Origin of the sequence: Caballeronia sp. LjRoot31, from assembly GCF_964253885.1 — a bacterium.
Classification (GTDB): Bacteria; Pseudomonadota; Gammaproteobacteria; order Burkholderiales; family Burkholderiaceae; genus Caballeronia.
Genome location: NZ_CAXURX020000002.1, coordinates 2,284,102 through 2,298,391, shown reverse-complemented (window position 1 = coordinate 2,298,391; position 14,290 = coordinate 2,284,102). Strand labels below are relative to the sequence as shown.

The window sequence follows — 14,290 nt, the reverse complement described above, 5'->3', positions numbered from 1 at the left end:
CTGGTCGATCAGCCGCCCCCGCCCTCTGGTTTGCAGGCCCATCGAAAAAATCAGGCATTCTATGCCCACAACACCGAATCACCTCGATGCTTCACTCTCACTAAGATCGCGTTGCGCGCAGAATCGCTCGCCGCAGGGCCATGCAATTGCACTCAGACGCCGCTTGACGGCTGGAACTCACAGCCGATTTCTCTCGACGAACGGCGTCTTGAGGGGATCGGCACGCTCGTTGTGGATGATGATCCCGAGCCTAGCTATCGGAGTACCTGCCGGCAATGTTGACTATTGGTCCCCGGAGGCGCCCATCACACCGCGTTTTTTCCCATATAACCGCTGCACCGTATGGCAATGCACGCAATGCAGTCGGCTCTATCTTGCTTCCTGCCTTGCCGTACCTGAGCACGAAATTAGAGGTTCGGCGGCGGCATTTCGAAGGCGTGGCCTTCATTCTCTATCGGTCGCCACTGGCACTCCGTTACGTATCGCAGTCGCGCTGACATACATCATTACGACGCCACGCGAACATGCGTATCGATCCATCTCAGGATCCAGTCTGCGACGTCGAGATTATTTCTATCCTGCATCATCATGTGCGTATTGCCGTGGATACCCTCGTCGGGCAGAAGGACCAACTGTGCCTTGCCGCCCGCATCATTGGCCGCTGCAACGAATGCTCGGCACGCTTTCAGTCGCGGCGCCCAGCGAGTGGACTGATCGACGTTGTCACCGAACAGAACAAGGATTGGCATCTTCGTATACGGCACAAGGTCACCGCTTGCCGATGGGCATTCGGCAGGCTCGATCGCGACTATGCCGGCAATGCCTTGCGTATCGATTGTCGCTGCCTGGAATGGATAAATTCCCGCTTGAGAATGGCTGATGAGTACGGTGCTGCGCAGCTTTATCGCGAGTTGCGAAAGTGCGGGCACGCTTGGATTAGGCGTAGGCAGCGACGCGCTCCAGTCGGGGACCATTTGCTGCCAAAGCGCAGCTTGCGCTTCAATAGGAAACTGCTCGCCTGGGAAGGTCTTCGGATACTCGGGGCCAAACCGGAAGATGGTCCATGCTGACTCATGGCTCGCAGCAAATACGGCGGGCAACTGCGACGGAGGCGTCTTGCCTGCTTTCACGCTGTTTATCACGCTGATGTCCGTCGCCGAGCGTCCGCGCCCAGACTGGTCGATGATGTAAGTGGAATACCCTCGACGCACGAAATACTCATCCCATCCCATGCGACCGTCTGGCGTAGTTTCCCATGTCATCCCGGTCAAACAGCAGCCATGGATCAGCGTAAGAGAAATGGGATTCGCCCTGACAGGAATCTGGTAGTGGACATACATCTGGTCGACCGTGACGGTTCCCGATGCCGCGTATTTGGGAACCGTGGAGAGCATGTCAGAGTGAATGTCGTGGCCGCCAACGAAAAAGCTGCCCTGTTGCGCGATGGTGAAAGGACCGGACATGGCGGCGTTGCGATTGCCGAGTGGCGGCGCGCATGCCGCTAATGCAAAGGTCAGTGTGATGACGCCTATTTGAAGCGCTTTGGAAATCATGCCGGTCATTAGTTTGTCTCTAGTAGTTCTTCATTTGTATAGTGTTTGGTACCGACGCTCGACGAGCATTGATTTCCGGCGCGGAATGACTGCTATAGCCGACGGGCGGGCGTTCGACGGAAAGTCCGTACTATTGCCGCGCGCGCAACCACCGTCAATCGCAACCTCGGTCAAGAATCGCCCAAAAGCTCATCTCACATCCAATCACGCATCCCCAAACGGATTCCCTTTCTTCGTCGCTGGCGTCTGCGTCTTGGTCGCCAGATGGTTCTGCAACCAGAACATCGCTTTGTTCAACCCAAGCGCGTGCCAGTCCTGGCCCATTTCGCAGATGAATACCCGATCATCCGCCGCCGTAGCACGCGAAAACGAACCCGCCAGTTCCTTGGCGTTGCGATCCGTGTTCAGCACCAGGAACGCGCCCATTTGATGCAGATGCAAGAACTCATAGTCGTCACTTGACACTTGCGCCGCGATGTCTTTGATCTGCGCGTGCTGCTGCGTCGGAGTACCGATAAAGATGCTGACCAGATACGTCACTTTCTTGTTGGTGTTCATGAGCTTCCGCCGTGCTGTAATTTATAGGGTGAGAACTTGATTGTCACACAACGTAGACAGGTACCCCTTTCGCGATTCGGATTTCCATTGAATGTGAGCGTGCGGGAGCACATCCTCGACCAAGCCCGTACTGAACAAAGTGAACGATCAAAAACTTGCCAAATGTTCTTATCGCGTGTCCCAATCTGCACTATCCGACGATGCAGACAAATGCGCCAAATTCAGAATATTCTGAAAAGACCGGGTCAACGAGATAACCGCGTCGTCGGAAAAAACATGTAAATCCAACACGACAACAATAATTAGCTTACCTTGACACTTTGTATCAATTTTCATAAACGTAACCATTACACTCGCCGGCCGTTAGGATTGCCACGCGTGTAATGAAATGAATAAGAACTGTTTCCGTGTTGTTTTCAGCCGTGTTCAAGGCGCATTAGTTGCGGTCGCGGAGACGGTATCTGGAAGGTGTTCAAGCAGCGGAAATTCTGGCGCTACATCGTCCCGCCCGCTGCCCCTCGTGTGGCAACTCAGAGTGGCAGCATTCGGCGCCCTCTGCGTCTTTGGCTTGACGCCCGTATGGGTCGCCGCGCAGATCGTTCCGAATCCAAACGCAGGAGCACAGAAACCGACTGTCGCGACTACGCCCTCAGGCATTCCACTCGTCCAGATCTCGCGCCCATCGGCTGCGGGTGTATCGAACAACCAGTACGATCAATTCTCCGTCGGCCGTGCCGGAGCGGTATTAAACAATTCACCGACCTCCGTTCAGAGCCAACTCGCGGGCTGGATTCCCGGCAACGCAAACCTCACATCACCAGCCAAGATCATCCTGAATCAGGTGACCGGCAATCTCCCGTCCATGCTCGCGGGGCAGATTGAAGTCGCAGGACGCAAGGCCGAAGTCGTGATTGCAAACTCCGCAGGCATCACATGCTCGGGGTGCGGCTTTATCAATACCAGCCGGGGCATTCTCACCACCGGCATGCCTGTCATTGGACCGAGCGGGAGTCTCGATGCGTTCCGCGTCACGAGCGGCACCGTCTCGCTCACGGGCGCCGGTTTGAACGCATCGAATCTGGATCAGGTCGATGTCATCGCGCGTGCTGTGTCGGTGAACGCCGGCGTGTACGCGAACTCATTGAACGTGATCACCGGCGCCAATCAGGTCGATCATTCGACGTTGGCAGCAACCCCCATCGCAGGCACCGGGACGGCGCCTTCGGTCAGCGTCGATGTGAGCCAACTGGGTGGCATGTACGCTCAGCATATCTGGCTGGTCGGGACCGAGCGCGGCGTCGGTGTCAATGATGCGGGCACCATCGCCGCGCAGTCGGGTGACCTGACGCTCTCAAGCCAAGGCAAGCTCGTCGTCACGGGCAACACGAACGCGTCGGGCAATTTGAATCTATCGGCGGCTGGCGGCGTAGAGAACAGCGGCTCGATCTACGGACTTCAGTCGGCGACCGTCAACTCACCGGGCGATGTGTCGAACAGCGGCACGATCGCGGGACAGGCCCAGGTCGTGGTCAACGGCAGGAACGTTTCATCCACGGGCAGCCTGGCTGCCGGGGTGGATACATCGGGCAACGTGGGCCAGTCCGGCGACCTGATCGTCGTCGCGAGCAATGCGCTTGCTGCGAACGGCCGGAACTTCGCGGGAGGCAACGCGACGCTGCAGGGCGCATCGCTTGATCTCTCGGGGTCGACGACCACGGCGAACGGCAACCTGTCGCTGCTGGCTCAGAACGGCGACGTGAATCTGACGGGCGCCAACACGAACGCAGGTCAGAGAATCGACATCAATGCGCCTTCAGGCACGGTCCGCAACGACGCGCAAAGCGCAAACGAGCTCGCGCAAATCAATGCCGCCCAGATCAACATCAACGCGGCAGGCCTCACTAACAGAGGCGGCCTGATCAACCAGACCGGTACCGCTGATACATCGATTCAAATCACGGGCGAATTCGACAACTCGGGTGGCACCTTGACCACCAACGCGGCCGACCTCGCGCTGCAGGCTGGCTCTATAGCAAACGCCGGTGGCAAGGTGCAACTCGCGGGGTCCGGCAAGCTGACCGTGACGACCGGTGCGTTGAACAATCAGGGCGGCGTGGTCGCATCGAATGGCGCGCTGTTGGTGAAGGCATCGGGAATCAGTAATCAAGACGGAGCACTCTCTGCTGTGAACGTCGTGACCGTTGCATCTATAGGTGCGGTTTCAAACGTCGGCGGAAGCGTCGATGCGGGTGGCGCGCTCAACGTATCCGCTGCATCGCTGGATAACACGCAGGGCCGCATCGCAGCGCTGGGCGCCGATGGCTTGACGGTGAGCGTCAGCGGGCAGTTGATCAACGCGCCGGCCGCGGACGGATCGAATGGCCTGATCGGCAGCAATGGAGCGACCGCCATTTCCGCAGGGTCGTTGACGAATAACGGAACGCTCAACGCGGCAACCACCTTGGGTATCAACGTCGCCAATACGTTCGATAACTCGAAGGGCATCGCGTCCGGACAGACCGTTCAGGTTCAGGCACATGACCTCGTCAATCAAGCCGGCGTCATCAGTCAAAGCGGAACGGATAACACCACGGTTTCAGTCGCAGGCTCGTTAAACAACTCGGGAGGGACGCTCGAAACCAATGGGCGTGATCTGACTATATCGTCAGGGTTCCTGACCAATGGCGGTCAAGGGTTGATCGCGCACAGCGGAACCGGAACACTCGATATCCGAACCGGCGCATTGTCAAACGCCGGGGCTATCACGACCAATGGCGATGCCGTGGTTAACGCGACGACGCTTGCCAATAGCGGCACAGTGAGCGCTCAGCGCACACTCGGCGTGACGGCGGTATCGATAAATAACAATGGTGGTTCGCTCGCATCCGTCGGCGACTTGACGTTGCAGAGCAAAACTCAGCTCACCAACGCACTCGGCACGATACGCTCGGGGACTTCCTCTACGCCGGCCACGGTAGCGATCACTGCCGGCAACCTGGATAACAGTCAGGGCGTGATCAATGCAGGTTCCGCGAGCATTCACGCAGTCAACCTGACGAACCTCGGCGGCAAGATCACGCAGTCAGCGACAAACGGCACGGCCACGTTTGATGTGTCGAACACGCTCGATAACAATTCCGGGTCGATACAGGTCGCAGCGGTCGATCTCACGCTGACACCGCAGACGCTGACCAATGTTAACGGGACTATTGCACACGCTGGTAACGGCACGCTTGGCGTGCAGACCGGCGCGCTGGACAACGACGGCGGTGTGCTTGGCACGAACGGCGCATCGACGATCAGCGCGTCATCGGTGTCGAACCGTGGAGGTCAGATCTCGGCCGTTGGCGCGCAATCGATAACGGCTACGACAGGCGTCGATAACAGCGCCTTAGCGGGTGTGGGCGGCTACATCGGTGGCGCAAGCGTTGCCGTGTCGGCGCAGCAAGGGAGCGTGACGAACACTGGGGGAATGATCGAAGCAGCGACGGGTCCGGCAACGCTCAACGCACAGATACTCGATAACAACAGCGGCACCGTCCACGCGCTGGGCGAGGGCGCCGTCACGGTGACCACGAGCGGCGCCGTCTCGAATCGCAGTGGCATGATCGGCGGTAACGGCGACGTATCGGTCAGCGCTGCTCGGATCGACAGTACAGCAGGAACGATAACAGCCCTTGGTCAGCTAAACGTTGCGTCGCAGTCTTCGCTGACTAACGATCGCGGCGCAATCATCAGTCAGGGCGGGCTCTCCATTTCGACACCCGGTGCGATGTCGAACATCGGCGGGGAGATTGATGCGAGTGGTCCGCTCGGCGTGTCCGCCGGATCGCTGGATAACGCCCAGGGACGCATTGTTTCGCTGGGCACGGGTGCGATGACGCTCAACGTTGCTGGGCAGTTGAGCAATGCCGCCGCAGCCGATGGATCGCGCGGGGTGATCGGCAGCAACGGCGCTGCATCGATCATGGCCGGGTCACTCACGAATAGCGGAACGCTAAGCGCTGCAACCGATCTGGGCATCGCGGTGGTCAACACGTTCGATAACTCGGGTGGTACAGCATCGGGTAAGTCAGTTCAGGTTCAGGCGCGCAATCTCATCAATAACGCCGGAGTCGTGAGTCAAAGCGGGACGGGTAACACCACCGTTTCGGTTGCGGGCTCGCTGGACAACTCGGCGGGAACGCTTCAAAGCAACGGCCAGGATTTTACGATCTCGTCCGGCTCGCTGACTAACGGCGCTCAAGGGACCATCGCCCACGCGGGCACCGGCACGCTCGATATTAAAACCGGCGCTTTGTCCAACGCAGGATCGATCTCTGGCAACGGCGCTGCATCGCTAAGCGCAACCACTATTACCAACAGCGGGACGATAAGCGCTCAGCGCACGCTTGACGTTACTGGTACGGCAGTGAATAACAACGGCGGGACGCTGGCATCGGTGGGGACACTGACGGTGCAGGGCGGCACGCAATTGACAAACGCGGGCGGCACCATTCAGTCGGGAACGTCCACGGCTGCCGGTGCCGTGACGATCACCGCTGACGAGCTCGATAACACCGATGGCTGGGTCAACGCTGCATCGGCGAGCCTTCATGCGAACAACCTGACCAACGCCGGTGGCAAGATCGCGCAGACAGGATCGGGCGGCACGGCCACGCTTGATGTCGCGAACACGCTCGATAACACTGCGGGCTCGATACAAATCGCGGCGACAGATTTGTCGATGACGCCGCAGACGCTGATCAACGTGAACGGATCGATCACGCACGCGGGGTCGGGCAGTCTCAACGTAGCAACCGGTGCGTTCGATAACGACAGCGGTGTGCTCGGCACCAACGGCACGTCGACAGTCAACGCGAGTTCTGTATCGAACCGTGGCGGCCAGATATCGGCGCTTGGCACGCAGTCGTTGACGGGGCAGACCGGTGTCGATAACAGCGCGCTTGGTGGCGTGGGCGGATACATGGGCGGATCGTCGGTTGCGGTGTCTGCGGGTCAGGGCGCAGTCACTAACACAGGCGGGACGATCGAGGCGGCAACGGGCGCTGCAACGGTAAGCGCGCAATCGATCGATAACGACAGCGGCACTGTCCACGGACTTGGCAGTGGCGCTGTCGCGGTGGTTGCAGCGGAGGCATTGTCGAACCGTGCCGGCACGATTGGTGGTGCTGCGGACGTATCGGTGAACGCGGCTGCAATCGACAACACGTCAGGCACGATAGCCGCCCTTGGCAACGTCGGCATCGCTTCACAATCGTCTTTGGTTAATGATGGCGGCACGATTGCGACCCAAGGCAATCTTGCCGTCGCGGCGGCGGGCGCGGTGTCGAATGTAGCTGGAAAAATCGAAAGCCTTGGGGTAACCAGTGCACTGACACTCGCAGGCAGTTCGATCGATAACACGGACGGTATCCTAACTAATACAGGAACGGCCCAGACGAGCGTGAACGCGACGGGCGCGATCACAAACGCTGGCTCGGCGGCCATGATCGGTGGAAACGGTGATGTCGCCATCTCGGGTGCAAATTTCAGTAACACCCAAGGCGCTCAGACGGCGGCGGGCGGGGCATTGACGTTGACCATGCCGGGCAATGTTGTCAACGACGGTGGCCAACTTGTTTCTGGCGGCACGTTGACGCTCAACGAGCCGAGCGCTGTGTTTTCTAACGTTGGCGGAACGGTAAGCGGCGGCAACGTTGCGCTGACGACGGCTAGCCTGAACAACACGAACGGGCAAATTGCGAATCCATTGGGTGGCACCGGAACCGTTACGATTTCCACGGGAGCGCTGCAGAATGACGGCGGCTCGGTGGGAAGCGGTGGTGACCTGGCGATAACTGCCAACACGCTTACCGGCGATGGCAAGATCGTCGGCGGCCATGACGCAACTGTTTCGCTGCAAGGCGACTATACGTACAACGCCGGCAACCTGATCACGGCGAACCACGACCTCACGTTGTCCACAACCGGCACGCTCACGAACGAGCAGACATTGTCCGCAGCGGGCGGCGTGACCGTGAACGCGGCGAATATCGTGAACACGGCTGGCGCAGACATTGTGTCGGGCACGGCAGGCGATACCACGACAGGCCAAACGACGTTGATCGCCGGCAATGGCGCGGGCGACATCAACAACGCCGGGCGTATTGAAGGCAATACCGTCACCACGATCAGCAACACGCTCGAGAACTCAGCGACGATTATCGGCGGTACGATTACTGCGAACGCGAACACGCTGACCAACGATGGCGCTGCGGCGATTATCGCGGGCACTGACCAGGTCAACCTATGGGTGCCGGGTACCGTCAACAATCAGAACGGCGCCACCATCTATAGTCTCGGCGACGTCAACGTGGCCGCGAACAGCGGCACCGATGCGAACGGAACCCTGATCAATCAGACCGGGACCATCAATAACTTGTCATCGACGATTGAAGCCGGCGCCAATCTGAATGCGGCTGCGAACCAGATCAATAACGTCCGCCAGAATATCCAGACAACGACCACGACAAGCACCCAAACATATGTGATGAACGAGCTGCCGTGGTGGCACCCGGGGCAGCCCGGTAACACCGCCCCGTTCCAGGATGCGAACACGATTATTCAAACCGCGTATTACGTGAGTCCGTCGGATATTGTGTCTTCAACGCCCGTTGTGACACCCGATGGTTATATCGTGCAGCGTGTGGTCGTCAACTTGCCCGCGAACGCATCGGTATTTCAGTGGCAGCAGAGTGGTCTGACTTACGGTCAACCCAACGGCGGCGGCAACATCCAATACGGGCAGCAGTCGCGAGTGGACGTGTCCGCGGGACAGGTTGTCTTGTACGTCTACAGCCAGACCACCGGCCAGTCGAACCCGGACCAGACCGGCGCAAGCACCGCGTTTCCAGATCACGGCCTTGATACGGTCTCCAACCAGATCGGTACCATTTCCTATTCGAATCAATACGGAGACTGCACGACCTCCTGCGTGAGGCTTGAAACATATCCGGGTTACACGGACCCGACTACGCAGATCATCAAGTCGACCGAGCAGCGCCGCGCGGGCAGTGGTCCGGGTTCGTATCCGACAGAAGTCGAGCGGCAAGCGATGCAGACCGTCGCGGAGACTACGTTGTCTGCCGCGAGCGGTGCACCCGCGCTGATGACCGCCGGCTCGGCGATGAACCTGGTTATTGGCAGCCAATTTAATAACGACAACGGCACGGTGGCTGCGGGCGGGGACCTGAACGTCAACCAGCAGCAGGTCGCCAATGGCACGAACGGCAGCAGCAACGCAGCGATCAACAACACCAGCACGCAACTCAGCACGACGTATTCATTTTCTAATCGCTCGGGCTATAGCAGCCCATGGGCGTCCGATCCGACTGCGCCGGTTCAGTGGGTCACGTGGACCAATCCGTCCATTACCCAAAACACCGGCATTGCCGGCGGCACGATCACGAGCAATCAGACCGTGTCGATCAACGGTGGCGACATCACGAACAACAGCGTGTCGGCGGCGGGTGGTGTTGCTGGCGCCAGCGCGCAGGCACTGGGCCTGGGTAATGTGACGCTCGCAGGCGCGGTGGGCACAGGTGACACAATCACCACGGCGGGTGCATCGGGTTCGGTGGGCACGGCCGGTGCCGCTGGCGCGGGCGGTTCGATTGGAGGGACGGGCACAGCCGGTGCAGCAGGCAGCGCGGCCAATGGTGCCCAGGGTGCGGTGACGACCAACACCGGCACGATCAACGCAACGGGTGGCGCGAGCGCTGCCGCGGCGGTGTCGGGTGCGGTACGAAACGTCGATGGTGCGCGTGCCGCCCTGTTGAGTCCGGTACTGCCAACGAGTGGGTTGTATAAAGTCAGCGATACGCCGGGCCAGAGCTATTTGGTGCAGACCGACCCACGTTTCACGAGCTATGGCACATTCATTTCCAGTGACTACATGCTCAGTCTGCTCGGTATCAATCCCGAGCAGACGCAAAAGCGCCTGGGCGATGGTTTCTATGAGACGCAACTGGTTCAGAATCAGGTAACGAGTTTGACAGGGCGCAAATATCTGCCTGGCGACACCAGTGCCGAGCAGCAATATCAGCAACTGATGTTGAACGGTGTGGCGGTCCAAAAGCAGTTCAGCCTGCAACCGGGCGTAGCGCTCACGGACGCGCAGATGGCTGCGTTGACTGAGGACATCGTATGGCTCGTCAACCAGACGGTGACCATGCCCGATGGCACCCGGCAAACCGTTCTCGTGCCACAGGTCTATCTCGCCAGGACGGACGACGCCACGCTCTCGCCGACCGGCGCGTTGATCGCAGGCAACTCGGTTGGCATCAGTGGCGCCAATATCACGAACAACGGTGGCGCGATCAGCAGCACGCAGAACACGGTATTGGTGGCGAATAACGATATCCAGAACATCGGTGGCTTGATCTCGGGCGGTAACGTCGGGATGCAGGCGGGGCATGACATCGTCAATCGATCTGTGACGGACACGGAGTGGTCGACGTCAGCGAGCGGCGTTTCGTCCCACACGTCGATTGGGCAAGTGGCGCAGATTCAGTCGAGCGGGACGACGTTGATGAGCGCAGGCAATGACATCACGGTTCAAGGTGCGCAGATTACGGCAGGTGCGGGGATCGGGATGTCGGCGGGACATGCGGTGAATCTTGTGGCGGTGGACACGGGCTCGGACATTGGCACGCAGGCGGGCAAAAACACTGAGCACACTGTCTCGACGCAGGCAGCGGGAAGCCCGATATCGGCGGGTGGAAATCTTGGCGTTGTCAGCGGCGGCGATATCAATGTAGCCGGCAGTCAGTTGAACGCCGGGGGGAGCATGGTGGTCGCGGGAGCTGGGAACGTGAGCATTATGAGCGCGACCAACACGACCACGAACGATGGGCACTCGGAATCTCGCCGCTCCTGGGAGACGGTGCATTCGAGCGTCGAGACGAATGCGGCCAGCTCGCTGTCGGCGGGCGGCAATGTCACGGTACTGGCCGGTGCGCAGTCGGATGCGAACGGTAATCTGGTCTTGCCGAGTGCTGGAAGTGCACCGGCGAAAGACCTGACCCTTCAGGGTTCGTCGATTGTTGCGGGCACGAATGGCGCGGGAAACAGTCAGGTGGTGATGGGGGCGACGGGCGATGTGAACGTGGTCGAAGCGCACGACAAGACCAGCTTCAGCGACACATCGCACTCGTCGTCAAAGAGCTTGTTGTCGCGGTCAACAACGGATACGCAACGAACGTTTACCGGCGACAACGCGACGGGCTCGCTCGTGTCGGGTGACTCGGTGGCGATTGGCGCGGGTCACGACATCAACGTTCGTGGAAGCGCTGTGGTTGGTACCGACGCTGTGGGGCTGCAAGCAGGTCACGATGTGAATATCACCACGTCGCAAAGCACGGACACGCAAAGCAGTGGGTACGAATCGAGTAAGTCAGGCTTGATGGGTAGCGGCGGCTTGGGCGTGACGATTGGTAGCCAATCGTTGGCGCAGACGGATCAATCATCGAGCTTGACGAACCATGGCAGCACAATCGGGGCATCGGCAGGGGATGTTTCGATCACCGCCGGTCACGATGTGACGCTCACGGGCAGCCAGGTGGTGGCGGGTCAGGATGTGGCGATCAAAGGTCAGAACGTCACGGTGAATGCTGCGTACGACACGTATCAGGATGCGCAGACGCAAAGGTCGAAGCAGTCGGGGCTGACGGTGGGCATCGGCGGCGGAGTGTTGGATACGGCTCAAACCATGGTCGCCGATGTGAAGTCGGGGACGCAATCGGGCGATTCGCGCCTGGCTGCGGTGCAAGGGCTGGCGGCAGCGGAAGCGGCGTATCAGAATCGTGGCCAGATTGCAGGTACGGCGGACGCGTTGGCGAGCGGCGGCAATGTTGCGAACGCATCGGGTGTTCAGTTGCAGTTGAGCATTGGATCGAGCCAGAACAGTCAGGCGTCGAGCACGTCGATCTCGACGGCGCGTGGGTCATCGATTGTTGGCAACGGTAACGTGAGTATTACGGCGACCGGAGAAAACGGCGCGGCAGGAACGGGCGATATCACGATGACCGGTGCGAACGTGATGGGCAGGGACGTCGATATGTGGGCGAACAACGATGTGACGATGAAAAGTGCGCAGAGTACGCAAATCGATTCGAGCACGAATGGTTCGAACGGGTGGAAAGCCGGGGTGGGGATTGGAGTGAGTTCTGAGGGCGGTGCGGGGATCAGCGTGTTTGCCAGCGGTTATGCGGCGAGCGGGCATGGCAACGGCGAGAGCGTGACGCAGGAGAACACGACGGTGGCGGCAGGTAATGCACTCGCGATCCACTCGGGGCGGGATACGACGCTTGACGGCGCGTTAGCGTCAGGCAATGCGGTGAGTGTTGATGTAGGCCGCGACTTGACGATGACAAGCGCAAAGGACACGTCTAACTACGCTGATAGACAGAGTAGTGTGAGTGGCGGGTTGAGCTATACGTTCGGTGCGGGAGGATTCGCGGGCAGCATGTCGGCGAGCCATACGAAGATCGATAGCAACTTCGATGCGGTGGGGCAGCAGACGGGGATCGTTGCGGGTGAGGGTGGGTTTGATGTCAATGTGGCCGGGCATACGCAGTTGAATGGGGCGCAGATTGCGAGTGCGGCAGATGCCACAAAGAACACGTTTACAACCGGCAGCTTCAGCTTCAGTAACGTCGACAACACGTTTGAATCGTCGGGATCGACGACGGGCGTGACGCTGAACACGGGGACGATGGGTGGACCGCAGGCAGCGCAAACGAGTGATAAGGAGAACGGCACGACGTATGCGGCGATCAGCCCCGGCACAATCACGGTGAAGTCGGATGAAGCCAGCGGCACGGATAGCACGGCTGGGCTATCGCGTGACACGACGAACGCCAATGAGACCGTGAAAAACACGTTCAACCTTCAGCAGACGCAAAATGATCTGGCGTTCGCGCAAGCGTTTGGGAAGACAGCGACGTATGCGGTCGGCCAGGCGGCGGACCAACTGGAACGAACCAATCCTGCTCTGTTTGGAGAAGGCGGAGCGGGCCGGGATGCGATGCATGCGGCGGTTGCTGCCATCGGCACGGCAATCTCAGGCGGCAATATTGCGGGTGCAGTTGGCGGCTCGCTCACGGGCGATGCGCTGACGGCGCTGGTGAAACCGATCATCGATCAGGCGGTGAGTGGATTACCACCGGGTTCGCAGCAAGCAGCACGGAATGCGTTGAACGACGTGGTGGCGACAGCGGGTGGAGCGGCTGCGGGGGCGATGGCGGGTGGCTCGCAAGGGGCGTTAGCAGGCGCAGGGTCGGCGTCCAACAACGAAATCTACAATCGGCAACTTCACCCCGAAGAAAAGACGCTTGCGCAGCAGATAGCGCAGAAGAGCGGCGGCAAGTATACGGCGGCACAGGTTGAAGATCAGATGCGGATCATGGGCGCGACGGTCAACGGTACGGTCGAGAGCGGCGCGCCCGATACGCTGATCGGTCAGAAGCCAACCGATGTGGGTGCAGGCTGGTTGTCCGCGGGCCTGACCGCTGACGGCAAGCCAATTCTGACTCAGACCAACGAAGCGGTTGATCCTCAGCTCCAGGCGTACATCGTAAATAACTACGCGTCAGCGGCACCTGGCGCTGTGCCGAGCGTAGTGAGTGGTTACACGGCTTCGCCCACCCAGCCGCAGATCGGACCACAGCATGGTTCGACTGGATCCTCGGGGAGCGTTTGTCCACGGGGGAATTGCGGCGTTGTGAATACGACGGTCAATACGACAGTCAATCCTCCAACGAGAGGGCAACTGGCGACGGCAACGGACCTTGGTTCTACTGCGATGGGGGTGGCTGCCATCTGGCTCCCTCCGCCCTTTGATGTCGGTGCCTTAGTCGGTGCTGCTGGGCTGAAATCCGCTAACTACGCACTTAGTCCACCGAGTTCGTCGTCAATTCTGTATGACATTGCTACGACGTTTGCTGGCTTGGCTATTCCGCAAGGCCGCGGCGTGCAGACATTCTTTACGTTTGGAACGTCGGTAGCACAGCCCTACGTTATTCCGAGTCAGAAATGATTTGTTCACGCCTCCTTGCTTGAGAACCAAAAATGCGCGATCGACCAAACAATGACAATTTGACCTCCTTCGAGAAGCATGCATATCGCATATTCTCGTA

3 protein-coding genes and 1 pseudogene are annotated in these 14,290 nt (G+C 59.5%); 2 read left to right on the top strand and 2 right to left on the bottom strand.

Annotated features, from left to right (window positions below; translation table 11 throughout):
* Positions 1-506: 506 nt before the first annotated feature.
* Positions 507-1,562 (bottom strand): esterase, encoded by a 1,056-nt coding sequence (locus ACSQ8V_RS28540; protein ID WP_436207928.1) that lies wholly within the window; start codon positions 1,560-1,562, stop codon positions 507-509.
* Positions 1,563-1,757: 195 nt separating this feature from the next.
* Positions 1,758-2,111 (bottom strand): hypothetical protein, encoded by a 354-nt coding sequence (locus ACSQ8V_RS28535; protein WP_436207927.1) that lies wholly within the window; start codon positions 2,109-2,111, stop codon positions 1,758-1,760.
* A 388-nt stretch (positions 2,112-2,499) separates the two neighbouring features.
* Between ACSQ8V_RS28535 and ACSQ8V_RS28530 the strand changes: the two are divergent.
* Positions 2,500-2,619 (top strand): annotated as a pseudogene (locus ACSQ8V_RS28530) (ESPR-type extended signal peptide-containing protein); the annotation flags it as partial.
* Positions 2,620-2,631: 12 nt separating this feature from the next.
* A complete protein-coding gene (locus ACSQ8V_RS28525; RefSeq protein WP_436208025.1) occupies positions 2,632-14,190 on the top strand; it encodes a hemagglutinin repeat-containing protein in 11,559 nt (3,852 codons plus the stop codon).
* The last annotated feature ends 100 nt before the right edge of the window (positions 14,191-14,290 follow it).